At 46.4% G+C, this 26,842-nt stretch carries 16 protein-coding genes; all 16 read right to left on the minus strand.

Going from position 1 to position 26,842, the window contains the following annotated elements; genetic code table 11:
• Positions 1-326 precede the first annotated feature (326 nt).
• The gene (locus STSP1_RS02720) at positions 327-2,987 is read right to left on the minus strand and encodes a sodium:solute symporter family protein (RefSeq protein ID WP_226997497.1); all 2,661 of its coding nucleotides are present in this window, start codon (positions 2,985-2,987) and stop codon (positions 327-329) included.
• A 93-nt stretch (positions 2,988-3,080) separates the two neighbouring features.
• Entirely contained in the window at positions 3,081-4,202 is a 1,122-nt protein-coding gene (locus tag STSP1_RS02725; protein WP_085754885.1) for a uroporphyrinogen decarboxylase/cobalamine-independent methonine synthase family protein, read from the minus strand.
• 43 nt (positions 4,203-4,245) lie between these two features.
• Positions 4,246-5,172, minus strand: a complete 927-nt coding sequence (locus STSP1_RS02730) for a dihydrodipicolinate synthase family protein (protein WP_085754886.1) — start codon at positions 5,170-5,172, stop codon at positions 4,246-4,248.
• A gap of 10 nt (positions 5,173-5,182) precedes the next feature.
• Positions 5,183-6,100 (minus strand): dihydrodipicolinate synthase family protein, encoded by a 918-nt coding sequence (locus STSP1_RS02735; RefSeq protein ID WP_085754887.1) that lies wholly within the window; start codon positions 6,098-6,100, stop codon positions 5,183-5,185.
• 69 nt (positions 6,101-6,169) lie between these two features.
• Positions 6,170-7,813 (minus strand): sialidase family protein, encoded by a 1,644-nt coding sequence (locus STSP1_RS02740; RefSeq protein ID WP_161491573.1) that lies wholly within the window; start codon positions 7,811-7,813, stop codon positions 6,170-6,172.
• 16 nt (positions 7,814-7,829) lie between these two features.
• Positions 7,830-8,936, minus strand: a complete 1,107-nt coding sequence (locus STSP1_RS02745) for a sialidase family protein (protein ID WP_161491574.1) — start codon at positions 8,934-8,936, stop codon at positions 7,830-7,832.
• Between the two features lie 143 nt (positions 8,937-9,079).
• Entirely contained in the window at positions 9,080-10,945 is a 1,866-nt protein-coding gene (locus tag STSP1_RS02750; protein ID WP_161491575.1) for an exo-alpha-sialidase, read from the minus strand.
• 37 nt (positions 10,946-10,982) lie between these two features.
• Entirely contained in the window at positions 10,983-11,849 is an 867-nt protein-coding gene (locus STSP1_RS02755; protein WP_085754890.1) for a type II secretion system protein, read from the minus strand.
• Between the two features lie 73 nt (positions 11,850-11,922).
• Positions 11,923-14,301, minus strand: coding sequence for a LamG domain-containing protein (locus STSP1_RS02760; protein WP_085754891.1), 2,379 nt, complete (start codon positions 14,299-14,301; stop codon positions 11,923-11,925).
• Between the two features lie 98 nt (positions 14,302-14,399).
• Positions 14,400-15,200: a LamG-like jellyroll fold domain-containing protein gene (locus STSP1_RS02765; protein WP_085756644.1), complete on the minus strand. Its 801-nt coding sequence runs from the start codon at positions 15,198-15,200 to the stop codon at positions 14,400-14,402.
• A 166-nt stretch (positions 15,201-15,366) separates the two neighbouring features.
• Positions 15,367-16,530 carry a GntR family transcriptional regulator gene (locus tag STSP1_RS02770; protein WP_085754892.1) on the minus strand — a complete coding sequence of 388 codons (1,164 nt, stop codon included), beginning with the start codon at positions 16,528-16,530 and terminating at the stop codon, positions 15,367-15,369.
• 1,068 nt (positions 16,531-17,598) lie between these two features.
• Positions 17,599-18,750, minus strand: a complete 1,152-nt coding sequence (locus STSP1_RS02775) for an MFS transporter (protein WP_085754893.1) — start codon at positions 18,748-18,750, stop codon at positions 17,599-17,601.
• 71 nt (positions 18,751-18,821) lie between these two features.
• The gene (locus tag STSP1_RS02780; protein ID WP_085754894.1) at positions 18,822-19,289 is read right to left on the minus strand and encodes a glycoside hydrolase domain-containing protein; all 468 of its coding nucleotides are present in this window, start codon (positions 19,287-19,289) and stop codon (positions 18,822-18,824) included.
• A gap of 160 nt (positions 19,290-19,449) precedes the next feature.
• A complete protein-coding gene (locus STSP1_RS02785) occupies positions 19,450-20,853 on the minus strand; it encodes a sulfatase family protein (RefSeq protein ID WP_085754895.1) in 1,404 nt (467 codons plus the stop codon).
• Positions 20,854-20,891: 38 nt separating this feature from the next.
• Positions 20,892-24,488: a glycosyl hydrolase gene (locus STSP1_RS02790; RefSeq protein ID WP_085754896.1), complete on the minus strand. Its 3,597-nt coding sequence runs from the start codon at positions 24,486-24,488 to the stop codon at positions 20,892-20,894.
• Positions 24,489-24,576: 88 nt separating this feature from the next.
• Positions 24,577-26,838, minus strand: coding sequence for a carbohydrate-binding protein (locus tag STSP1_RS02795; RefSeq protein WP_085754897.1), 2,262 nt, complete (start codon positions 26,836-26,838; stop codon positions 24,577-24,579).
• Positions 26,839-26,842 lie beyond the last annotated feature (4 nt).

The raw sequence follows: 26,842 nt of genomic DNA on the forward strand, positions 1-26,842 counted from the left end.
ATAGAACTGCCGCCGCAAAAACCGCCGAAAATATACAGCGGTCAGCTGAAAAAATAACACATCTTTGGCGACAGACCAACCCCTCTGACGGGGGTGAAAACGCACTTTTTACCCCCTAAGTGAGAAATCGGGGTTACAGACTTGTAAACGCTGTCGCCTTAATCAATAATTGACCAAGAAAACGTTCAAACTATCAGACTCCAAAGCAATAACTCTGGAACGGATAAAAAATGCGATTCAAAGTAAATTGCCAGAAGCCTGAGAGGCTTAAGTATGTTCCTTCTATAATTGGCTGTCTAGCTAATTTTCTATCTGCTCATTTCTATTTACTTAGGTTCTAATGTATGTATGGTAAGGCCTTCGGTCTTTTCCGGAGTTTTCGGCATAAACAGGCTCGCAGCGTATCCGATTACCACGCACAGGACTATTCCTATAGTGCCGTAGAGCAGGAGATGCACATCGGTAGCTTTCTGCACCCAATAGAGCCCTGAGGCTCCGAGTACTGCCCCTATCACAGCGCCGCCGCCGTTTGCCCGCGTGGTGAATATACCCAGACAGAACAAACCGCACATCACGCCTCCCATCAAGCCGAGGATTGTCATAAACATATCCCACAGTGATTTAATGTCTGAGGTGGCAAACATCAGAGCCAGAACAACGCCCAGCAACCCGAATGTGAAAGTCATAATCCTGCCTAAACGAAGGAAGGCTTTTTCTCCTTTCAACAAGTTGAAAGGCCTTATGAAGTCGGTTACAAATGCCGTTGCGGTACTGTTCATACTTGTGGAAACAGTTGATTGAGCGGCAGCAAACACGCCTGCCACTACCAGCCCAGCAATCCCCACAGGAAGCTCGCGGGCAATGAAAAGCGGGAAGACCGCATCATTCTTGAAAGTAGGGTCGAGCTGGGCAGGGTTGTCCTTATAAAAAACAAACAGAGCTGTTCCAACGCCGAAGAAAAGTATTGATGCCGGAATGATAGTTATTGAGTTGGTCCAAATAGACTTTTTGGCAAATTTCATAGAGGACACAGACATATATCTCTGAACTACAGCCATATCTGAAGAATAAGGAACCAGCTGCTGGCCAAGACCGCCAAGCACAACAACCCATAGAGCCGTGGTGGCAAAGCTCACTGAAGAGAAATCCCAGTTAACCAGATGGAACTTGTTATCAGCAGAGGCCGTTTCGATGAAACCTCCAAAACCTCCTTCAATACCATTAATAATCAAGGTAAAGCTCAAGAAAGCCCCGCCAAGAAGGATGAATGTTTGTATTGCGTCGGTCCAAACAACAGCCTCAAGACCGCCCATAGTGCAGTAAATCAGGCTCAAGACGCCAATCGCCATAATACACTGTATCTGCGATAGAGGAGTAATAGCTGCAAGGGCGAGAGCCGGCAAATACATAACTACTGCCATCCTTCCAATCTGGAAGAAGATAAATGATGCGCTTGCAAACAGACGGACAAAACGGTTGAAGCGTTTCTCGAGATACTCATAAGCGCTTGTTGCATCAATCTTGCGGAAGAACGGAAGGAAGAAGATTATAACAAGAGGCGCTAAAACGACAGCGCACATATTCACCCAAAAGTAAACCCAGTCTGTCATAAAAGCCTTTGCAGGAATGGCTATAAATGTTATGGAGCTCAGCATTGTTGCAAAAATACTGAGCCCTGCAACAAACCACGGGACACGCTGGCCGCCACGGAAATAGTCGTTGGAATTTTTGTTTCGAAATGAGAAGAATACACCCACGCCAAGAATCAACCCAAGATAGATTACGATTGTGGAAAGATCTATCCAGCCGATTGCCTTCTTTAGCTGGACAGGGGTGCCAGAGTATAGTTTGGGAGAACGCACTCTTGGACGAACCTCGCCGGAAGGGATTATTATCGGATCGTTTACAGGGTCATCACCCCAGCGGACTGCATTAGTCGTTACCTGATTGGCCGGGAGGCTGCCTGATTCCACCCATGTATCGGTGATGGTATGGTAAACGTACATTCTCTCAGGGAATCCGGGATGCTCATCTTTCAGTTCATTCTCGCGTCCCCAGTATGTTCCGTCTGCTCCTCCAAAGGCAAATATATGGCTCTGACCAACACCGATAGCCGTGCCGGCCATTATGCAGTTTGGGAGTGATTTTCGTTTACGCCATGGATCTATTGGCCCGTTATAGTTTTGTGTTTCGGAATTATACTGCGCCGGGTCATACACCAGCGGATTGAACTCATACACATCTTTTAGAAATTTTGCCTTGCCGTCTTCTCCGCTGCAGCGTCCGCTCATTACATATATGCAGTTTGTTCTGCCGTTATGCTGGCTGGCAGTAATGTTGAACGCTCTGGGCATACCCGGCCATGGGGGGAGTTTTTGCCAGCTGAGATTTTCAGGCTCATCAACCTGAGATAAATCAAGGCACCAGAAATTATTCATTGCAGTTTCGAGGCCGCTGCCCGTCGTTCCGCCGGCAAAATAAATTTTGCTGCCTATTTTTGCCGCATCTCCATAAACGCAGCGAGATGGCAAAGACGGAAGCTCCTGCTTTTCAATTGAATTGCTCTGCGGATTCCAGCTCAGCAAAAAAACATCAGAGTAAGCCCTTTTCGAATCGTTACCGCCCATACATACTACGCCATGTTCGGTGGATACAGATGCTCCGTATGCTAGAGGACGGGAAAGCTCGAAACCATTATGCCACTGGAAGCCGGATTCAGACTCTGGGTCTTTAGTTAAAACATAAATGTCTTTATGCCATTGCTTATCGGATTCCCATATAGGCTTTGGGAAATTCGCCCCTCCTGCGAGGATAAGGGCATCGTTGTGAACTCCAGAGAACATCCCTGCCCTTCCGAGTGAATCGGGCAAGTCCGGCAGCTCAGTCCAGTCCATATATTCTGGTGATATCGAATTCTCCTCTGCCGCAAAACAGGCCAAAGAGAATAAAAATACAAATACAAACATTACTTTTGCAATAATTTTCATAAAACCAACTCTCATAAAATTATTTCATTCTTTTAACAAAACTGCAAACAGGTTCTGCTATTCAAAAGCGTAAGTCATTTTTCAATTGCAAACTCAACTGCCGGAGTACTGCTTCATTAACTCTTGGGCCTCGGCAAAAGAGTCTGCCCTGTAAACCAGCGAAACTCCCGTAGGGAAGCGTTTTTGCACTTCACCACTTATAAGCTGTTCTTTGGAAACAGAAACTCTTATAAGCGAAATATTTCGTTCTTTTGCAATACTGTAAATAGTATCTAAATCATTCATCTCGGGCTGGCCGAAATCAACAGAAAGGCAGTGCGGTATTTCTGTAAACTTTTCTGCTACATGGCCAATCCTGCCGCATGAATGTATGGATCCGCTGCCCATAGATTTTAGAACCAGCTCATCATAAGGGGCTATCTTCTCAGAATACATTTCAGGGGAGATCATAACTGAAGAATCATTTCTAAGGAGTATATTCCCGCGTATCATCGCAGCGTGCTGGTGAGCAAAACCATTTACCTTTTCGGTAAGATAAGAAGAAAAACGCTCGGCTGCTTTAGCCTGAGCCTGAGCGGCAAGCTTCATCGCTTTAGCAGTTAATTCCGGCTCGGTAAGCAGCTCTACAAAAAACTCGCTCCCTCGCACCATAGCCGCGTTGTCCAGCGGTCCCTGAAGGTCAGGTAAGACAATCTGAATCATATTCTCAAGCTTTGGATATTCTGAAAGTATCTGTTTGTAAACCTTCAGCGTTTTTTCCGCTTTAGCCATCCAAGGGCTTGAAAAATCAGATGGGTCGAAATTATCAAGGCATTTTTCAAACTCATCCTTTGATTCAAGATGTCTTGCCCATGGGGGATTATCATCTGCAATTTCTACTCCACAGCCAAACATTGAAGCCACTAAAACTGTTCCGAAATTTGCTCTTACAGTTAAAGGCAAATCGTCATTGATTTTATCACGCATTGCGATGCTTGTATCAAATGCGTGTACGAGTTCGTTGTAAAACATTTTCTCAGGGCTTTCGAAGATCTCCCTGTGCGGGAAAGGCAGGAAATCTGCCCGTTTATCTAAAGGATAACACATCACTAGCGGAAGCCTGTCGGTCTGCTGCCATTTCAAAGCCCGTTTATGACGCTGTTCAATCTCTTCCTGTCGGTCAGGGTCAAGTATGCTGTTTAAGTGATCAAGAAGTTTTTTCAGTGGTTCAATCATTTATCAATCATCCTTCTTATATAATCATTCAAGTTATCAGTTATTAAAAAAATCCAGGTATAAGCCTCTGTCCCGCTTGACGAACTCGGGGGGCTTCTGATTCAGGTATAGATCTGTACGGCCATCTCATTATGCTCCCAACATCAGCCCATCCGCCTACAACAGCCATAAATCGGTCGCAGGCGCCATTGCAGAAACCTTTTTTAGTAATGAAAGGGGCGATGTAATTCTTCATAAATTCCTTCAAACGCTTTTCGAGCTCAAGAGCTGAAGACATATCCTGATAGATTTGTTCTGTCCATCTCTGAGCAGCAGCAGGGTTCAGACAGGCAACATTTGAGTAAGAACCGCTGGCCCCTTGCTGTATGCCGCTTGCAAGCAAATGCCCCGGAACAAAAACGCTCAAGTGTGGGATATGCTCCCGCATTGAGGCATACCAAATCTGATCTCCGCCGGCTGTTTTTAAGCCTGTCAACTCGGGCACCAGCCTTGAAAGACGCCCTACCTGCTCAGGATCTAAAACCCTCTTGGCATGCGGCGGATTATAGAGCACGAGCCCTATCCCCTCAGCTGCCTCCGCCATAAGTTTCAGAAAAGCAACTGCCTCTTCATCGCTAACGGGAAACCAGTCCGGCAGGATCACCTGCACAGCAGAAGGGGCTAAATGAACAACCCGCCTCAGCCGCTCCAGAGATATCTGGGCAGACATATGGCTCACGCCTATCTGAAACGGCATGCCGGCGTTATTGCATTTTTCCGCCAAGCATTCTGAGATCCTATCGAATTCTTTTTCGTTCTGACAGTGGAATTCTCCTGTAGTTCCATTAGAATAGATTCCATCAACATTCATATCAATCAGGACATCCGCCTCATCTGCAACCCGCTCCATATCAAGCGAGCCGTCCGAATTCCATGCTGAAAGCAGTGTAGCCCAGTTGCCTTTTATCTGATCTGCATTAAGCGCTCGCACATCTTCCCTCTTAAAAAACTGTTGATGTGCTCTTAAGTTGGTCGATAGGGGCTTTCTGATCTTTAGTTAATTCCTGAATCGGGCGGACAGGCCTTCCTATTCCCATACCAAGTGTTGACAAGCCGTACATAATTCCAGCAATCCAGTTTTTCTCTTCTCCAAGAAGCAGAACTTCACGAACAGCTGAAATATGCTCCTGAGTTTCTGAGAGCTGTTGTGAGTCTCCCTGCTTTGCCGCTTCGACAGCAGTAACGAAAGCTTCAGGCTCATAATTTGCGCAAACAGGAACTATACCCGCTGCACCGGCTTTAAGCCCCCATTCAATATCAGGTTCATTGCCCTGCATTACGCCGATTGAATGACGACGGCATACATCAAGCACTTTCAGAAAGTAGTCTCTATCTCCGCTGCTTTCCTTGATCAGATTAGTCCAGCCCTTCTCGGCCATATATTCAATCACCGAAACAGGAACAGTGCTCTGAACGCAGCCCGGAATATTGTAGGTTATCATCTGCATATCTGTCGCTTCACGGCAGGCAGAAAAATGCGAAAGCATTTCCTTTTCTGTTGTAAGAGCGATGTAGTATGTAGGGGTTACTACCATACTGGGAAAATCCAGCCTGCTGAGTATGTCAATCTTCTCAAGAGCTCTGCGTGTGGAAGTGGCTATCACACCGCCGGCGAGCCCAGCCTGCTCGGCCACTTCATCCCTGGCAATCTCCATCGCACGCTTCCATTGATCATCAGCCAGCAGAGGCCCCATCCCGGCTGAACCACCGGCAAAGATACCATCCACACCAGCATCAATACAATGCCTGATTACTGCCCTGAAGGCTTTTTCATCAACATTCTCATTCTCATCTACAGGGGTAATAATCGGAACAAGCACCCCTCCGTTAATCTCTTTTTTTTCTGTTACATTTTCCATAATAATTCCAATCTAAGATGCTGCCATAAGTTTGGGTTAATACTAAATACAAAGTTTCAACATTAAGTTTTATCTGACTATTTCTTCGATATCCAACGAAGTAAAAGTAATGCTGCCGTATAAATCCCGCTCGAAGAGCAAGCCCACAGTGTTTGGATTTACCTGCACCATATCTGAGTACGCAGAAGATCCTTCATAAACGCGCAGACCTTCATTCCAACTCTTTCCGCCATCATTGCTTGCGCGCACAGTCATTCTTTCCCTACGCTGTGATTTTGGATTGCTGTGCAGAAGAACTGATTCATTATTTTGATAATCAAAAGAGAGAACTGCCGCCTGGCATATCGGACCTACAAGTGAGCTTACAAGTTCTGCACTGCTGAAGTTATCTCCTTCGTCTTTGCTCCAGGCCACTTTCCGGCAGTATTGCTTTTTATTATTATGGTCTGCGCGGCGAATAGAAACAAATATCCTGCCGTCCTGAAGTTCGGCTACAGAGTTTTCGTTTGTGCCGGGATCAAGCACATCAGCAATCTGCCAGCTCTGGCCGTGATTATCAGATACAATCATATGTACCCGTCCACCTTCTGGTTCACTGTGGTTTGCGGGGATAACGAGCCTGCCGCTTTCAAGCTGAATCCCGTGGCAGGGGCCTGTTGCATACCAGCTTCCCCAATTCTCTTTTTTAAGGCTGCCTGTCAAATTGACTGGCTCAGAGAAGCTCAATCCATCATCATCGCTGTAGGTTGAGAAAACCTCTTTATTGTCTCTGCAGAAAAACAGCCAAATGCGGCCTGTTTCCCTGTCAACTACAGGAGAAGGATTACCTATCGTTATTTTAGCAGTGTCTCCTTCTTCATAAACGAGTTTCATTTGTTTCCAGCTTTTTCCGTTATCAACGCTGCGGCGTAGAACAATATCCACATCCCCATGGTCGTGATGACTGTCTTTCCTGCCCTCTGCAAAAGCGAGGAGCGTGCCTTCTATTGAACGTACAACAGCAGGGATGCGGTAGGTATGATAGCCCCCTTCACCACTTACAAACACATCTGTGCTGTATTTGCCTGCAACTGAATAATCTCTTTCGAGCCTTGGAGTCCATTCATCCAGAGGATAGGTGTTCCCACGCATACCGAAATGCCGAACTGTCATTTCAGCCCTGCCGGGCTTGAGAGATACTTTGCCGAATGGCCTGCTGTTTTCGTAGCGCATCTTCCAAACAAGCTCACCCTCAACCAAAAAAAATACAACTCCGTCTTTTCGTTTTATATTCAGCTTGAACCATTTTTTTGAAGAAATCAGGCCATTGAGTTTCCGAGCGGTCTGTGTGCGGTCTCCGAAGAAAAATCCGCGTACAACCACTCTGCCGTTTCGGGCAAAAATGAGCTCGCTAACATCCAGCCCTTTCCCGGCATCAATCATAAATGAAGCATTATCTTTTTTTATATCATCCAGCTTGAGAACAGCAATTATATTGAAATCTCCAGAACCTACACATTTGCCGGCATCCAGCCGACTTCTGCTTCCGGAGGCGGTTAACCCGTCAGAACCCTCACTCCAAACGTCTCCGGCATCAACTATATCTACAGCCTTGCCTTCTTGAACGAACCACGCTGCCTCTGCAAAAAGCGGCTGATTTGCAAACGCTAAAATTCCGGCAATGACAAGAGCCGCCGTAAAATTATTCCGGGGATAAGCTGCTTCCTTATTCATACAAATATCCATTCAATTAGTTTATAACATCTTCCAGACCGGTTAGCCATTTGAGCGTAAATGCAGCAAAAGTAATTTTCTTGTAAGGATAGTCTTCGCCGCATTCATAAAAACAAGCAGCCCTGCCATCAGGCAAAACAGCGAGGCAGGAATAAGCCGCTGCATTTTTGTGAAGGGTTTTCTTGAAATGCCAGTTTTCACTGCCGTTCAAACTCATTTTTACAGTCATATTAATTCTTCTGCTTGAATGATCGGGATTGGAAAAAAGGATAATATCCTTCTGCGAATCGACATACCTTCCCGGAGAATACCTGATCGTACTCGCCTGACAGCGAGGTTCCTGCAGCTCGGAGGAATAGTGCACTTCTGTCCAAGTTTGCCCTCCGTTAGAGCTGTAAGCCTTGATGCGCGTGCCGCGGTAACGATGGTTACGGGCATTCATTAGAATCCGCCCGTCCATCAGCTCCACTACTTCATTCTCGTTTGCTCCGGGCAAAACTGCATCACTGTACTGCCAAGTCTTGCCGTGGTCATCGCTGTATATTACGTGAGCCCCGTATTTATTCCCTCCAACCGGCTGGAAGGAGTGATCAGCGGGCACCACGAGCCTTCCTTTATGCTTTCCATGATTGAGCTGAATGCCGTGGCCTGGGCCTGTGGCATACCATCGCCAGTTAGGCGCTTTGGCAGATTCTGTAATATCCTCCGGCTTCGACCAGCTCTTGCCGTCATCTTTGGAATGCATAACAAAAACCCTTCTGGTATCTTTGCTTTTGCCTTTCAGAATAGCACTTTCATGATCGCTGCCGAGATTCCAAGTTGAAAAAAGCCAAACAGTACCGGTATGCTGATCAACAACAGGGCATGGATTCCCGCAAGTATTGTCTTTGTGATCCCATACAACTCTCTGAGGGCTCCAAGTTTGTCCGCCGTCTGTGCTTCTTCTCATCAAGAGATCAATATCGCCGGCATCCCCCGCACCTGCTTTTCGTCCTTCGCAAAAGGCGAGAATTGTCCCTTTGTTGGTTACAGCCAATGCAGGGATACGGTAAGTATCGTATCCGCCCTCGCTGCTGATAAATAAATCCTTCTTTTCAATGCCGGGAGATTCTCCTGCAAACAATTTTCCCGAACCCGTTATAGCGGCAAAAACAAAAATAGCAAAAATACACAAGATTAACTTCAAAGTAATTTTTTTCGGCTGCATAAAAACCTCAGTTTTATATTTCTATTATATTTAATTGTTTGACTGCTGAATAAATGTGTTTAAAGCGGATTAGTGGTATCAAGCCACTGGTTCATAAACAAATACAAATCAAACGTATCAACATAGCAGTCTTTGTTGAGATCCATCTGGTTATAGCCCCATTCGCCGCATTCATCTGTAAATGCTGCTGATTTGTAAATCTGAACAGAGGCAATATCCCCGATAAAATTTCGCTGAACAGCATTAAAAGCCCCAACCACAATATCATTTGAATTTGCCGCAGATGCGGTGAGCTGGTCGCTTTGGGAGTCTTCAAGCTGGCCGTCCAGATACAAATACACCTCTTCCTGTGATGGGTCACGAACAACCCGAACTTGATGCCACTGATTATCACATACCTCGCTGCTGCTCCAAAGAGAAACAGGATTGCTACCATCTTCCATATAGAAACGAACAAAGCCATCCTGAACCCTCATCCACCATGAAGGCACATTAGGTCCAACATCCTTGGAGACAATGGCTCCCGCTCCCACCGAACCCCCTTCTTTGTGGTTTTCAGTTCTAAAAACAGCCTTAATTGTAATCGGCTCATCAATCCCAACATCAAGCATATTTTGAGATTCGCCGTCTCCAAGCACAATTCCCTGTCCGCTCTGTCCGCTAAAACTTACGGCTTTCTGGGGTTTGGAATTTATTTGCGCTGATATCAATTCCAGCGAATCTGAAAGCTCACCTTTGTATCCATAACCAAGGCTGTCCTGAACATCAGAACCCGCTGCTAATGTTTGAGACGCATCAAACTCTTCAAAATCCCATCGAAAAACAGTATTTTCATGGACCCATTGCCGCCTGAATTTTGCGAATCTTATAGTTTCGTAGTATCTGCTTTCTCCGGCCTCATAAAGCAGTCCAATATAATTCTCTGCAATTCCTGTAAGACAGGAATATCCGGAAGGGCCGGAATGAATCAATTTTTCCTTTGTCCAATTGCTGCAATCGTCGTAACTGTATTTCACTGTCATTCGGATTCTGCTTGTAGCGGCCGGGTTTGAAAAGGTATACATCTGACCTCCCTGCCCTATGCTTGAGGAAAGTGCTATAGTGCTGCCTTGGCATATTGGAGTTATAAGCTGATCTGCAACTAATAATGATGTCCAAGAAAGCCCTTGATTATAGCTGAAGCATAATAATCTTCTGTTGGTTTCTTTACAGCATACGTTGCGGTCATTACGAAGAAGCGTGCCGTTAGACAGCTCAACAATCTGTGATTCGCTAGAACCGGGCGGTAGAAAAGAGCTCTCCTGCCATGTTTGGCCGTGATCGTCGCTGTATATATTTCTTTCGATCGCCGGTATGATTAATCTGCCGGCGTTTGTTCCCTTTTTCAAAACAATTCCTCTTCCTGGGCCCGTAGCATCCCAGCCGTTAGGTGGGTCGTCAAAAGGATCAATTTCGGGGTAATGAGTTTCTGGGACAGACCAGCTCTTCCCGTCATCGTCGCTCCAGCAAGACCATATCGTTCGAACGCCGTCGCTCGTACCTCTTGAAATCTCGCTTTGATGATCCTGACCTAAATTATGGGTCATAAAAAGCCATACGCGGCCATTAAAAGGATCCTGCAGTACAGTTGGGTTGCCGCAGGTATTTCCACCATCATCCCAGACAACCTGCATAGGAAGCCAGCTTTCTCCTCCATCAATGCTTCGTTTCAGTACAGTATCAATATTGCCTGTATCACCTGCGCCGTTTACTCTCCCCTCGGCAAATGCGAGCAGCGCTCCGCTGGAAGTTTCATACAGCGCGGGAATTCTAAACGTATTATATCCCTCTTCTCCCTGCTCAAAGAGAACATCATCCTGAAGCGGACTCGCAACTAAAAAGCAGGGTAAAAGAAACACTGCAACAGCCGTAAAAAATGCTTTCAAAATAAATCCTTTCATCTCGGGGCTAATAGGCAAAATATTATTTGTACTTTAGCGGTATGTAATACTTCGTATTACTGCTGCCATGTGTAGCGCTTTCAGGTCCGATTTTATATCGCTGAACACTTCCATCAAGATAGCCTGCGTTCATAGTTACTTCCGGCACATCTTGACCGTCCGGGCTTTCTTTCTGGTAATAAGGGTGAGGGCTGTCATCCTGGGGAACAGGAGAACGCTCCGGAGGCTGTGCAAAGCCGTCTGCCGGATGTGAGCTGAGCCATTTTCTCGGGCCGAAGTTCACGTCATTATAAAAAAGCACATCGCTTGTGAGCAGGGTATGGTCGGAATTTTTATATCCCGGCCCCTTGAAAGGTTTGTAGCCGTGTACATTTTCACGGCCGGTAAAATCGAAGCCGCCGTAATTCCAAAGCAGAAAATACGAACATTTCAGCCAGTAATTGCTTCCGTTGCGATATAATTCATCAACAGTAGCTTTGCCGCCATTTACAGTGTCGTAGCACATCATTTTATTGTCCCACTTTGAAAGAGGGCAGTTAAAAACTTCAGAATTCGGCAAGTATTTTGCAAGATAACTCCCAACAGAACCGCCGTTCATGGGCTGTGAACCACTGAAATTTCCTGTATGGTAATTTAAATGACAGGGCACAGTAAAGCTTCCGTTTGCCCTTCCCTGCGTGCAGGGAGGCAGCTTGCCTCCATTGTCAGACTGGTAAGACTGAATCCCGAGAATCATTTGGTGTTGATTATTTCCGCATACAACAAGCTTGGCCTGCTCTCTTGCTTTGCTTAATGCGGGCATCAACACTGCCATAAGCAGCGCAATGATAGAAATAACAACCAGCAGTTCAATGAGAGTAAAACCATGCCTGTTTAATTTCTTTTTCATTATATCTCCAATTAAGGTATTTAATAAGGATAAGGCCCCGGCCCTGATAACCGGGGCACTTTTGTGTTTTTAATTAGTTAAGATTTTCGCATCCGGATCCCTGAGGATCGGTGCATTTGAGCCAGTCGTTAGCGAACATAACAAAGTCTGCAATATCTACATAACAGTCTTCATTGAAGTCCATCTCGTTGTATCCCCATACGCCGCACTCGTTATCAAGTACAGTTACAGTTGTAGTTCTCGGCTCTGCCCAGCCATTGTCAAAGGCCTCATCAGAGCTTGAGGTGGAATAAGTAATCTCAACAGTTTCGTTACCTTCCTGATCTAAATCATCAACCGCTGATAGAGTTACTGCCTGAGTAGTATCCCAGTTTGAAGGAGTGAAAGTAAGAGTCTTCGGATTACCTGCACCTTCACCGTAATCGAGTTCTTCATTACCTTCAATAGTAACACTGACGTTGCTGCTTGGCGCATTTGTAAGGACAACATCAAGAGAATCTGTAGTGCTGCCTTCCATTACGCTGGTTGAATCATCTGTTTCAGTGACTGCAGCAACCATCGGTATAAGCTCCTTAACCTCACTGAATGTAAGGGCGTTGTCATATATCCTCACATCGCTGATAAGACCGTCAAAGCCCCACTGCTGGCCTCCGGAATCTTCGTTCAAACCGATATACATAACGTTGAGGCCCTGTATTGAGCTGAAGAATCCGCCTGAAGATATAGCAACAAGTTCGCCGTCAAGATACAAAGATGCGCTTCCTGTCTGGCTTACCGAAACTGCTGCATGATGCCAGTTTCCATCAACCGGAAGAGATACATCAGATTCCATGGAAAGAACAACATCGCCGTCATCGCGGGAAAGCACTGCAAGACGATTACTATCTGTAAACAGCATAAACTCACTGCTTCCCATGTTGCTGTTGCATATGCCAAAGAGATTCAGATGGGTAGTATGAGATACGCCCGGGTCTTCTTCCTCTGTATCCTGCTTGAAGAACATTGATACTGTACCAGCGCTAAGATCTTCAAAATCGTTCACGTAGTTTGTTAGATCAACGTACTGCTGATCATAGTATCTGCCGTCGAAATCAAGGGTTGGCCCTCTCGTATATGAGTAGCTGTCTGTAAAGCTATCTGTCCAGACAGGATCCTGATCATCTGAACCAGTTGTAGAACCTAAAACGCCGTCATAACCGTTTCCGCTTGAATCTGCCGCTGTCTGTCCTGTATTTTCATCAAGTTTCCAATGGCCAACAAGCTGAGAATTGCTGGCGTCATTATCATACACCGTAACAGATACACTTCGCGGAGAGAGCCACGCCTCATCAAATCCGGGATCTGAAGAGCTTACGCTGAACAGAATATCTACATCCATTGGAAGCTCGCCAATTAAATCATCTACAGCAGTAACAGTAACGGTTTGAGGCGTGTCCCAGTTGGTTGAATCAAAATCAATATTCTTCTGAGCTCCCGCTCCGTTACCCAGATCAAGCTGGTCGTTCGGGTCTGCAATAACCGTAACAGGCTGGGAAGGCATACTGTCTAAAACAATATCAAAAGTATCTGTTGCGCCGCCTTCTGTTACTTCTGTTGAATCATCAGTTTCAGTAACAGTACCCGCTCTCGGGATAATTGCTTGAACTTCTGCCTCACTTAATGCATCATCATAAACCCGCACATCACTCAGCAGACCGTCAAATGCCCATTGCTTGCCTCCGCCGCTGTCGTCGTTTGCACCCAAAGCCATGGTGTTTGCTGAGTAAACGCCGCTGCTTACATTATCAAGGAATGAAACACCTTCAGCCGTAGCTTTCTGCTCTCCGTCAACGTATAAAGCCGCATTGCCCAAAGCATCAACGGTTATTGCAGCGTGGTGCCAATTGCCGTCTGTAAGCCCAACATCTTCTCCAGACATATCAGGCTCGCTCTGAAGACTCCAATCTGCAGTTCCGCCTCGGCTCATAATCTTCAAAACCGAAGACTCAACAATCATTACAAACTCGCATGAAGGAGCAGAGTTGTCAGACAGACTGAAAATAACCTGATTATTATTTACATGCACAGGACTAGGATCAGATTCAGCTAAAGTGTCTTTCTTGAAAAATACTGAAATAGTACCAGTAGGCAAATTCGCAAAGGAATTTACTTGGGCATCAAGATTTACATATCTCTTGTTGAAATAGGTGCCGTCAAATTCCAGAACAGGGCCTCGCTGTGTCCCGAATGCATCTGTATAACTGGAAACCCAAAGCGGGTCCTGCATATCTTCCAACGGAAATTCTCCCAGTTGGCCGTCATAGCCGTTGCCGCTGGAATCCGCGACTGCCTGCCCGCTGCCTTCATCCAGTTTCCACTGGGCAACAAGATTAGCTCCGCTTGCCGGCAGAGCTGCAATAAACAGTACCAGCATCGGCAATAAGATTACAAGTTTCTTTTTTCGAGAATTCATTAAAGATCTCCTTAAATTAAATAAAACAAATTAAACACTATTAAAAATTAAACTCAAATACTCTCAGCACCTCCTTTCACTTTCTATATGCTTGAAAATTACTTCTGCTTATTTCTGCCTGCAAAAAATCCTAAGCCGGCTGCCAGTAATGAAATTGTAGCAGGTTCGGGAACAGCCAAATTTTCTACTTCAGTTTCGCTCAATGCATGATCATAAACACGAAACTCATCAATAAGCCCGCCGTATTCCCACTGCAGGCCGCTGCCGTTGTCATTGTTAGCGCCGAAATTCACAGCTACATTACCGTCATTGGTAGTAAAAGTATCAATGTCAACACCGAAAGAACTTGATGCCACTTCACTGCCGTCAAGATAAAGCAGTGTTCCTGTTTGCCCGCTGCTTGATACTGCTACATGGTGCCACTCATCATCCATTAGGCTTGCTCCACCGGATATGTCAACATTGTCATTACTGTTGTGTCTTCCAAGGAAATTAAGGTTTCCGCTTACAACACGCAAAGCGGCTTCTTCGCTGCCCGCTGCGGCATCAGAAATACTGAAAATAGTATCACTCATTCCGTCGGATACCTTAACCCAGCCACTGTAAGAGAATCCTGTAAAGCCGAGAGTGGTGAAAACCGCCTGATCAGGCGGGGCTACATTAAGATGATTATCATTAGAGCCGTCAAATTCCCAAGCTTTACCAAATCTCCCCTGTGCACCAGAAGCTGGATCTGTGCCGTTAGAAGCTGATGATGGAGCTGCATTTGCATTTCCGACCGAATCAACCGCCTCCGATGCACCTGCAGCTTCATCCATAGCCCAATGCGCTATAAGTCCTGCCTGAGCTCCTGCTGATATTAGACATCCCAAAATTAGCACAATCAATATTTTTCTCATAATATTCACCTTTTACTCTTAATAATTAAATTCTTCAATAATTGATGTTGCCAAATAACATCATTAAAAAAACAACAAAAATATTTCACATAGCCACCTTCCTTTCTTTGAAACTCTTTCGCAAAACTATTGAAAATAATTAATTCATTTTTTATCACTCAAAACGCTAAATCTGTGCTACTGTCTTGCCTTGATAAAGGGCAAGTGGTTTGTAAATCACTTCATCAGAATCCAAAGGCCTCTGTCCGGTTCGCATCTCATCAAGAACTTTAGCCGCTCTGCCGCCCAGTTCGTATTCATCAATCGTTACAGATGTAAGCCTGTCGAGAAACACCCCGTTCCTCGCATGGCGGTCTCCAAAGCCGATCAAAGAAACATCTTCCGGTATCCGAAGCCCCAGCTCCTTCAGGGCAAACTGAACAAGTTCGGCCTCTTCATCGTCATTGCAGAAAATCGAAGTAATCGGATCCGCCCCGCCTACCATTGGCTTGAGGGCATCCATACGTTTCTGAAGCTGATAATCAGGTCCTTCCCCGGGGCCGTTACCGTAAAATATATTCTTTGCGGGCAGCTCTAATCCGCAATCACCGAGTGTCTGCCGTAAAGCATTTTCATGAACTGCTGTCAGTGAATATCTTGTGCGTGCAAAATAAGCTATCCGCTTGTGGCCATTTTCCACAAGAGTACGCCCGGCCAGCTTTGCAACTTCCGCCGCATCCCAAGTGATAAGAGGCGCTGAAACGCCCGCTACTGGACGATGGCAGAACACAACGGGTATGTTGTGACGCTGGAGCTGAGCTGCATGATATGCCGGCGTTTGAGGCTTAAGTGCTGGAACCATCGCCACTCCGGAGACATTCTTATCAAGCATCTGTAGAATTATATCGCCCTGCTTGCTGATGTTGAAGTCGGTATTGCAGAGAAGAACCTGATGGCGTTTTAGGCCTGCACAATGATCAAACCCCTTGGCTAGAACAGGGTATATACCATGTGAGATTTCAGGAAGCAGAAGGCTTAGAACTGCAAGCTGTTCTTCTTTGCTGCTATTGGGGTTTTTCGTGAAAAAATTCCCCTTGCCGTGAACACGCCGAACATAACCTTCCTTAACAAGCTCGTCTATGGCATTGCGGACAGTATTCCTCGCAACACCAAGCCTGTCAATAAGCATGTTCTCAGAGGGCAGGGCCTGCCCGGGCTGATAGTTTCCGCTGCTGAGCTCTTCAATTAGAAACTCTTTTATGATTTCATACTTAGGCCGAGAACGCATAGCCCCTCGCAACCCGGCTAGTTTGCCGCTCAGTTCAATCTGCTCTGTTGATGATTTTGCCATCTCTATGCTCCCACCCTCTTGCTCTGGAGGGCATAATTATATTTGATTCATATGCCAATATGTCGCACAACTTGTTCATTACTTATTCATTATTTATTCTAAAAAATAAAAGTCAAGCAAATTTTTAAAAATTTAAATAATAACTTTTCAAAGCGCATGAGGCGATTTTTTGTTGCTTCAACAATTCAAATCAAAAATACAAACCTTTTAGACACAGGACTTGAACATTATTAGCAAAATCTCTTATTCATATCATATACACTACACATACATAATAGTTTGAAAATTATGCAACAAAAAACCCTACTGGGGTTGTATACTAAAAGTAATTTGATTAAGGCGGGATACAACTTAGCAAGTCTAAAGAATCGCAAAAAAATTAGGCAAACGTTAATAAAAGCAAGCGAGGGATCGCATAAAAATCCAAAGACTGAAGCTTAGAACGAGATACTCGAAAGGTACTGGAATGATAAAAATCCTGCATATGGTTACAATCCAGCCCCCGCAGAACAAGAGCCGGCTGATTGATTACAATAAAGAACGCATCAAAACTATGTGAGCAGGGATGGGGATGGCCAGTTGCAAAATGGCATAATGAAAAAGGGTTTTCTTGCCTCTGAGAAATCCTAAGCATTTAAGAGCCCCCCTCCATCAAGGAAGAAGAGGATTGAGCCGCTAATGTAAAACCGCACAAAACCATTGGCAAACTTAAAACTTTTATAATGCTGCAACCTTGCAAATCTTTGCCTTCAGCCGGCAAACAAACCATCAATTCAAGGCGGCTTTATAGACTGCAAAAAATATTTGAGGAATAAGCAGCGTTCCGCAATTTTAGGAATTTCATTGCGGAACACCTTTGCTGATACGCAATAAATCATTTGTAAACATCAATATAACAAGGTTTTATGAATGGCCTGTTTTTCACCTTATTTCACAGTTTTAGCTTCCCAAGCTGGAGATGAGGGTTCGATTCCCTCTACCCGCATTATACAAGAAACCCCGTCCGAGAGCTTCTCTGGCGGGGTTTCTTCTTTTATAGCAAGCACTTACATCTCTCAACCACCCTACTCAATCCTGCTTCGGCTTATCCTTCTCAAGGGAAAGTACCAGAAGATACACAAAGCAGATTACAGGAACGATAAAGGCTTTAGTGCCGAGCTCCATATCAACAAGCTTGCTCATAACCAGCGGCACGAGCGCCCCGCCGGAGATAGCCATACACATAAGGCCGCTGAGCTCGCTTCCGCGCGCTGGGTCCTTCTCTACTGTAATTGAGAAGAGCATTGGCCAGATATTAGCAAATCCGAGGCCTGCAAGCAATACGCCCAGTACTGCTATCTTCGCCGCACCGAACATTAGTATCAACCCGCCGGCAAGACCCATCAGGGCTGAGAGCCTGAAGAAGGTACGCTGAGAGAGGAAGTTCAATACAGCACCCCCACCGAGACGGCCGACTGTCAGCATAAGGAAGAAAAATGCAGGGCCGAATCTTGAGGCTGTGGTTTCTTCAAGACCCATCTTTTCAAGAAGAGGAAGGAGGAACCTTGCCATACATACCTCAGAGCCCACATAAAGGAAGATCCCGAGAACCGCTAAAGCGTAAACAGGCTTTTTCAAAAGACCAAGACCGGACTTCAGGCTTGGTGGAACGTCTGCCTTTGTCTCGTTTACTTTGATAGTGCAAACCCAAATAAAAGCTGCTGCCATAAGCACGAAGAAAATCGGGAATACGCCTCTCCAGCCAAGTGTTTTGAATATCGCAAAACCTGCAACAGCCGTTACCAGATATGAGGAAACTGAGCTTCCGATTCCCTTGAAGCCCTGAGCGAAGCTGAGATTGCGGCCGTATTTGCCTTCAGCGCTCACATCGTGCATAATAGGATTTCCGGCTACCTGAAGGAACGTTGTTCCAATCCCCAGAACGAAAATGCAGCCGAGAAGAACGGCAAATGTAGGATCCACAAGGCACGGTATCAGCATAGCTGCTGCATTGAGGCCAAGGCCGAGAAGAAGAAGTCTTTTCTTGCCGATTCTTGCTGCCAGAAGACCGCCAGGTACACTGAAAACAGCGAACGCTATAAATACAAAGAACGATAAGAGGGTTGCTGTTACGTTGCTGAGTTCGTAATTCTCCCTTACTGCCTCAGACATCGGGCCCATTGCATCTGCAACGCCCATCATCAGAAATACAAAAAGTATTGGAATTGTTTGGATTCTCACGGTTCTTCCTTTCGTTTAATTAACCAGTCATTGCGATTTGTACATTAACACTCTAAAGCCTGCCTCTGCTCTTACTCCAATTCTTTAGACATTGAGTAAGGTGCATCGGAAGGATCATCTCCCCAGTCTTTGTTTGGTTTATCGGACATATCGAAGGATACTCTTCCGCCGTTTTGGATATCTTCATAATTCAGATAAGTCTTCGAATACGGCTTGCCGTTCAAACGGGCGGTTTCGATATAGATATTATCCTTGCAGTTATCTTCCGCTTCCACGGTGAAAGTATTTCCGTTTTCGAGCTTCATTTCAGCCTCTTCAAAAATCGGGCTTCCTATCACAAACTCACCTGAACCAGGGCATACCGGATAAAAGCCGAGAGCTGAGAATACATACCACGCTGAGGTCTGGCCGTTATCCTCATCCCCGCAAAGACCGTCAGGGGTGGGCTGGTAGAGCCTGTCCATAACCTCTCTGATCCATTTCTGCGCCTTCCAAGGCTGGCCTGCATAGTTGCAGCATTTTTCACAAAAGTTCTTCATAGCAGAAACTCTTCATATTTCTTACACAGTCGCGAGGCCCATGAGAGCAAGTACTGAGACTAGTGACACTTTCAAATTAAATCACTGCTGGCAATGGCCATTCCTGTGCAGAATCAAATCGGCCTGACACCTAATGCGGTAAGACCAAAAATGTTTACACTTAAACCTTGTTATTGATTTCAACCGCATATGTCCAGCCATAACCGACAGGCACTTTCCCTCCAGTGTCCTGAGGAAGCCCATTCGCGGAGGCGGTTTTAACTGGAGCAAGCGTTTTTGCCCACTCAGCGTGCTTTGAAGCCATTTTTCGAACAATCTCAGGATGCTTATCAGCCAAATCATTTTTCTCCTTAGGATCTCTTTCCAAATCAAATAACTGCCATCCAAGATTTTTGTGCTTATATAATCGCCATTTTTTCCAGCGTACAGCGGTTAAATGGCGGTGCTTAGGGTCGGTGGGGTCTTTGTTCAGCCAAAACAAAAATGGATGAGCATCCCCCAAATCAGGCCTCTTCAGGTAAGGAATCAGATCCACACCATCACAATGCGTAGGAATCGGGATATCGGCAGCGGCCGCAGTTGTGGCATAAAAATCCAAGGTACACATCAGCCCCTCATAGAAACTGTTCTGTGGAATAGTGCCCGGATGCGAAATAATTGTCGGCGTATGAACCCAGCCTTCCTGCTGGGTTCCGTAACCTTTACCGCCTCGATATGGATCGGAGCTGCCACCTTCGTAAAGATTCGGACCGTTGTCTCCGGTTAGAAAAATCAAGGTATCCTTTTTCAGTCCATATTTTTCAAGGGCGGTCAATAGTTTACCAACCTGATCATCCACAGAAATTATATTGCCTGCCAGTGCCCGGCGCTTACCGGAGGCCTTTGACCGCTTTCGCAACTCCTCCGGAACCTCACTGCTTGGAGAATGAACAGCCTGCGGGGAAAAATACAGAAAGAACGGTTCATTTTTGTGCCGGGCTATGAAATCGGTCATCATATCACCTTCAATATCAGTACGCCACCCCTTAGAGCCGTCTTGATTAATGCAAATGTAACGATTCTTGCCCTCTGTGGGAGGGATTTTGGCAACCTCCATAAAGCCGCACTTCATCGGAGGCTGCTCTGGTGAGCCGATGTCCCATTTGCCAACCATTCCGGTAGCATAGCCTGCATCCCGCATATATTCGGCCAATGTAGGTTTATTTTCCGGCAAGGGCAGCCCGCGAGCCATACCATATTTACCAAACCGCTGGGCATACATACCCATCATCAAGCTGCAACGGCTAGGACTGCAAGGAGGATTAGTTACATAAGAATTGGTGCATTTTACGCCCCTTTCGGCTAATCTGTCCATATTGGGGGTAGGTATATCCTCGCAGCCAAATGCACCGACATCGCCATAGCCCAAATCATCTATCAAGAGAATGATAACATTTGGCTTTGTTTTTTTCTCTGCACCCGCTATAGCCATGCGGGAAGCGCTGCAGCCAGCATTTCCGATTGTTCCCACCGCACCAGCCACCATTATGCCGGCACTTTTTAGAAAATATCTTCTTGATTGCATTAACAATTATCCTTTCGTGAATATATCAATCAGGCTGTTTAATTGCAGCCTTTTTTTTGGTTTGGGCTGAGCAACATCTTCGACTCGGGACGCAATTCAACCGGTCCCAAAAGTCCGGAAGGGGTAAGTTTATCGCCGGCTTTGCACATCGGGGTCTCACAATAGGCAATATTTTGCGCATCGGGCATGCGCTTGTCGCCAATGAGACGATTGCGCCAGAGATTTACCACACGAATATAAAGCTCGTTCTTACCTTTTTTCAAAATATTGGTAACATCAACGACGTAAGGTGAATCCCACAGAACACCAAGGTTTTTACCGTTGATTTTCACCGTGGCAGCAACCTCAACCCTGCCGAGATCAAGCCATATCTTCCGTTCGGAACTGAGCAGCGAAGAAGGCACATGGAAACTTGTGTGATAGCTGGCATGGCCGGAGAAATACCGGATGCCTTCATTAGAATGCTCGCTCCATGATATTAGACTCGGAAATTCAGCGGCAGCCGGCGCACCAAGCCCAGGCTCAAAATCAACTTTCCAAGGCCCAGAAACCTCAACAGAATCAGGCAGTTCGGGAGCTTCAGCCGTGAAAGTCTTTCCACTTTCAGAAATGGCGTTAAATGTTCCTTCCATAGTTGTCTGCAGGCACAAACGCCCATTGTCTTCGGCTGTAAGCCGCCAATCGCAAGGAGTATCATCACTCTCTTCAAGCGGAAACAGCCCTCTTTGACCAACGCTTAGCGAAACAATATTATCTAACGGCTTCTGTTCGGGCTGAAAAACGATGAATGTAGAACCGCCCGGCCTAAGGTTAAGCGGAATCTCCGTATTCCCGTCAACGCATCGCCACGCAGCGAGTTTTTCCACCTCTGATGTCAATGGATCCCACCGCTGAGGAGTCTTGCCGGTAATATTGAATCTTCCGACCAGACGCTGAGGCTGCTCGGTATAGTTGGCTACAAAGTAGAAATCGGTCTCTTCAGTGCGGCGGTGGAGGAAATTGATTGGGGGAAGGTTCCCACTGCTGGGGGATTTGTCAACAGAACTGCCGTCGGCGTTTATGTAAGTAAAGTCCGGCTGTATATCAGCCATATCCAAGGCCTTGCCCAGCGGTACGCCTTGAATAAGCAATCCCTTACCGACCCGGCGGGAGGTAACTTTCTTACCATCAACATCCCCCCAAAGTTCATCGGCCACACGAGAGACCTGAGCGTTTCGCTCTTGGGAATCTTGCATTCCTATCGCCCGCTTGGGACGATGAGTAGCATATACAGACACGCCGGCATTGAGCAACTGCCTAAACTTCTTGAGCAGTTCCGGGGATGCCCGATCAGTATCAGGAAGAACCACCATACGGCAGCCCTCACCTAATTCAAAGCGGAGCGTGCCGTTATCGACCGTGCCCTTATTGAGCAAACCGTCCTGCGAGCAGTATAGATAACCGAAACCACGGGGCAACTGTTTTTGAATCTCCTTGTCCTTCGGCCTGACAATGCTCCATTCTACAGGTCGGTAACGCGGGGTCAACACCGTTACCTGAGCGATGCCTCGCCCCTGCTGAAGCACCCCTTGGCAAGATTTAATGTAATCAATCCATTCCGCACTTTCCTTCCACCAGGTATTACTGCGGTTCATATAAAGCCCAGCAAACCACATAGCTCCAGGTTTCTCATCAAGCCTAGGGTGGTGTTCGAATACATGGAAAAAGAACTGATTGACGCCAGCGGCAAACATCAAATCTCCTCTGCGTCTGAGCATTTTGGGCGATAGATTATACTTTGCCTTCGAGGTAAAGGCCTCGGCGGTTACAACAGGCGAGCCGTACACCATCGAACCAGAATAAGCAGCCTTCGCGCTCCAGTACCAATGCGTTGTTGGCTCTGCAGACCATGGGTACACCCAGAACTCTGACATCGGCACATCTGCAACGCCGTGGACATCCAAAGTATCGCAGAAAAGATGGTGGTATGCCTCCACAGAAAGCTCAAGACCGTCATTGTTTGCCAGCTTGCGGAAGTAAGCGAAGTAGTTCTCTAATAAAAGCTCCTGGAGCGTTCTACGAAAATCCTCGAGAAATCTTTCGGTTTTCTCCACACTGTCAATAACACAACCTGTAAGCAGCAGGGGCAGATAAGGCTTTAGCGAATAGCCGCGCCTTTGCTGAAATTCTTCCGGCAATTTTGCTGTCCAGTTCTGCGCGCCCACTTCCCAACTATCAATGTGGACATTTTTTAACACCTCACCGGCAAGCGGACCGCAAAGCTTGGCCAGCTTTCCCGCATAGGCTTCATAGTGAATGCGTGTTGCTGTCTTGCTGAACTTATCGCTCTCAAGTGAGTTGCTGATTCCATCATCAGGGCGTGCCTCCGGCGTGTCGGGCCGGTATCCAACGCCTTCCCAAACGCCGCAAGGAATAGGCCCTGGCGAAACGCCGTTACTGGTATGGCCTATACGCAGTATCGTCCAGCGCCCTTCGGGCGCGTGCCATTTCAATTTCCCTGAAGAATCCATCTTATCGGTAAGATCAATAATCTTTTCCGAACTGATCATATCACCTTTATAGCGGGTGGCTCCCCAAGCATAATGCTCTGCACCTCTTGAAGCAGAGGGGGCTCGGTAGCCCGCTTTATGCAAAAAACCCTTGACTGCCGGCCGCATTAACAGCTCCAACTCACCAATACGACAAGGCCCGCCCTGAGGCCTGTTAAAAACAAGTCGGAAAATCTTTCCTTCCACGGGCTCAAACGCCATATGAATCATATTTCCCTTAAAAACAATTCCCGGGCGAAGAAAGCTAAAATGCGAGATATTGCGAAATTCCTTTCCGTCGCTGGACACCTGCAAACGCCCGCCGCCAAGGGGGCTTTGGAAATCTCTGAACCATAAGCCGTGCGCAGAAACCGGATTTTCAAACTCAATCTGGACGAACCGCTTCTGCCCCTTCTTAACCTGCGGCAGGTCAACCTTTGTATTGAAGCAGCCATCCATAAGGAGCTCGCCTTCTATAGGGCTTGAAGCAGTAATGCGAGGATTGGCCTGCTGCATCGTTTTGCCTGCCGGATACGCCAACACTGCTACATCCTGATACCAGCCGAAGGTGTTCCACGGCTTGGGCAGTGTAATCTCGTGTTCACTACCACCCTCAATCTCTGCCCGACTGCACGTGAGTATCTGCATGCTATGTTCGGGGTCTATCCATGGGCCTCCGCTGCTAGACCATCCGGGAGCGTTATTGATCCCCATGTTAAGCCCAAGGCGGTCTGCCTCATGCACGGAGTGCAGAAAAAGATCAAGCCATTGCTTCGACATAAAAGGCACCTGCGGCCCAAGACGAACACCACGGCCGATGTTGAACATAATGGCGCCGCCGATCCCATTTTCTTTCATTGCTTCCAGATCCTTGGTAATTCCCTCTCGGGAAATACTGCCGTTTAACCAGTACCACAACGTCTGGGGCATGGCCGATTTGGGCGGATTTAAGAAACTTTCCTTCAGGCTGCCGGCAAACAAATGAGCTTGCCCTGCGATTGCAAGTAGAACAAGGGTCAAGACAGTTTTGCGAAAATTTCTCAGGCAAATTAAAAAAAACAGATTTACTTTTATTTTATATTTCTCACTTAGTCGTTCACTAAACATAATTTGCCATTCCTTAAAATATTAATCGCCTATAACTTCTTTATTCGTTATCGAGAGATCTTAATCAATCTCCTCTTTTCATTCCTTATTACCACACTTTGAGATCATTCTCATCTCGTTCGGGCTTTGCAAAAGGGCCGGGGAAAGGATTCTCAACATTTCTTTTATTACCGAAATAATCCGTATCAATTTGATAGGGAGAACCGTCAGGCTGTAAATAAGGCAGATCAGGCGTTTTTGCCTTCCCGAGCAGTTTAGTTGTAACCAGCTTTCGAGTTGCCTTTTCAGACCATGTCTTATCAAGATTAATGTGCAAATAAACACTCCCATTTTTTGGGATAAGGTTAATGGCGGGATCGGTGTCAGGCTGTATAATTAAGCCGGTTTCATGCTTTGATGGTTTGGCATCGTTACAAAAAACATTTCCACCCATAAAGACCGGCAATACAGCTTTGTCATAAGGTTCCAATCCGGAATTGACAAAGATATTATTATAGTGTCGATCGTCACCACTGAGATTCGGGGCCAGCCCGGCAATCTCGGTAGAGTGTTCTTTGAGATACGGGGTTCGGCGGTTCTCATCAACTACGACATGCACGCTCCCTGCAATCAGGTTATGTACATAAGCGCCTCCCTGCGAATTTATTAAGATACCTTCACCTGACAGCATAATGTTATTATCTACCAAGAAGGGTCCGTGATTGACTTCCGCAAACAAATCCCGGCCAGGGCCATTATCATGCAACAGGTTCCCGGTAACACGCGTGCCCTGTGTCATCCAATCCAACCAGATCCCGAGCTTTGTTCGGTAGATATGGTTATTACTGACGAGAGTATCCACAGCGCCGTGAAACTTGATCCCTGCCATTTCCGCTCCTCCGAACAGCCGACGGACGTGAATATCGTGGATGGTATTACCAATAACGGTCGAGAAAGCCGCCCCGAGACTGCCGACGATTCCAGCCTGCTCACAGTGTGAAATGTTATTATTGCGGACGATGTGGCTGCCGATGTTCTCTTTGGACCAGCCTCTGGCCAAGCCCCGTTTGATTGTTTTTACATACCCCTCTGCACTGTTCTGCGAAGTGTTATCATACTCATCGCCGTACTTGCCGAGTGTAAGGCCGGTACAGACCGAATAGCTAATATCGTTGTCCTCAATAATCCAGCCCTTGCTCCAATGGGTACCGATCAGTCCAATCTGTTCAGCGGTAGGCGGTGCCCAGTTGGTGGCCGCATGCATCATTTTAAAACCGCGAACAGTGATATAGTTTCTTCCCGGCTTGTCAGGATAAAAGATGGATTGTCGAACGTTGATTTCCACATTTGCCTCGTTGGGATTGACATCTTTGAACTGCACCCAGATGATGGTGTGCTCGTCATCCTGCGTCTTTTCCTGTCCATGACCCTTGAACACGAGGCAGAGATTTTTTATTCCGCTGTGCGGCTTCATTTTTGCCTCAACTGTCTGCCACGTTTGCCAACCACCGGTTTCGGGTACAGTGCAGGATCCAAGCAATTCACCGTTCGCATTGTTTAGACGCAATTCAATCACACCGCCTTTTGTTGCGGAAGCCACACGGAACTTGACCTTATCGATATTTTGACTGGTGTGAATGCGTTCGTATCTCGCCCCGTCGCCAGCATTGATATAGCCAATACACTTTCCTCCTTCAGATGAGGGCTCCTCCTGTATTCCCCATTGAGACTCATAGGCTGTAGCTGGGATTGTCGTATCCCCCATGGTGAAGCTGGAGATATTGAAAAGATAACCAGTTCCATGAGCCTGTTTACCGTTGCAGAACCAAAGCGGCTCTTTACCCGCCGGCGCCATGACATCTTCTTTTTCGGCAGCTTCAGTCAGCCAATGGCCGTTCAAGTAAACCGCTCCGGTATGATGTGATCTGCCCTTCGGATTAAACCAGTCGCCGCGTATCAAATCCTCATAGGGATTGAAATCACCAAAAAATGTCTTTGGGATTCTCACCTTCCAAGTATCATTTTTAACCTTCGTCCAGCCCTTTATAACTTCAGAGCCTTTAATGACAACTTTCTCACCCTCGGCAGCTCTGTAAGTGATACGCTTTGAGTCCGCTTCCCCTCCACGGGGTGGATTAATTCGTTCTCGATAGACCCCTTCATGGACTGTAATTACGTCTCCGGGCATTGCAGCCTGAGCCGCCGCCGAAATTGACTTAAAAGGTTTCATAGCAGAACCGCTGTTTTGGTCATTGCCGTCAATGGCAACATGATACTCTTTGGCAAATCCTGACGACAGGACAAAACAAAATACGCCTATGACTCCAATTAATTTTATCTTTTTCATAATCACTTTTTTCAACAATACCATAGAT

It is taken from the genome of Sedimentisphaera salicampi, assembly GCF_002117005.1.
Taxonomy (GTDB): domain Bacteria; phylum Planctomycetota; class Phycisphaerae; order Sedimentisphaerales; family Sedimentisphaeraceae; genus Sedimentisphaera; species Sedimentisphaera salicampi.

Coding starts and splice junctions, on each gene's coding strand:
- STSP1_RS02755 (WP_085754890.1), bottom strand. CDS start 11,849: ATGAAAAAGAAATTAAACAGGCATGGTTTTACTCTCATTGAACTGCTG.
- STSP1_RS02770 (WP_085754892.1), bottom strand. CDS start 16,530: ATGGCAAAATCATCAACAGAGCAGATTGAACTGAGCGGCAAACTAGCC.
- STSP1_RS02785 (WP_085754895.1), bottom strand. CDS start 20,853: ATGCAATCAAGAAGATATTTTCTAAAAAGTGCCGGCATAATGGTGGCT.
- STSP1_RS02760 (WP_085754891.1), bottom strand. CDS start 14,301: ATGAATTCTCGAAAAAAGAAACTTGTAATCTTATTGCCGATGCTGGTA.
- STSP1_RS02780 (WP_085754894.1), bottom strand. CDS start 19,289: ATGAAGAACTTTTGTGAAAAATGCTGCAACTATGCAGGCCAGCCTTGG.
- STSP1_RS02725 (WP_085754885.1), bottom strand. CDS start 4,202: ATGATTGAACCACTGAAAAAACTTCTTGATCACTTAAACAGCATACTT.
- STSP1_RS02720 (WP_226997497.1), bottom strand. CDS start 2,987: ATGAAAATTATTGCAAAAGTAATGTTTGTATTTGTATTTTTATTCTCT.
- STSP1_RS02735 (WP_085754887.1), bottom strand. CDS start 6,100: ATGGAAAATGTAACAGAAAAAAAAGAGATTAACGGAGGGGTGCTTGTT.
- STSP1_RS02740 (WP_161491573.1), bottom strand. CDS start 7,813: ATGAATAAGGAAGCAGCTTATCCCCGGAATAATTTTACGGCGGCTCTT.
- STSP1_RS02795 (WP_085754897.1), bottom strand. CDS start 26,838: ATGGTATTGTTGAAAAAAGTGATTATGAAAAAGATAAAATTAATTGGA.
- STSP1_RS02790 (WP_085754896.1), bottom strand. CDS start 24,488: ATGTTTAGTGAACGACTAAGTGAGAAATATAAAATAAAAGTAAATCTG.
- STSP1_RS02765 (WP_085756644.1), bottom strand. CDS start 15,200: ATGAGAAAAATATTGATTGTGCTAATTTTGGGATGTCTAATATCAGCA.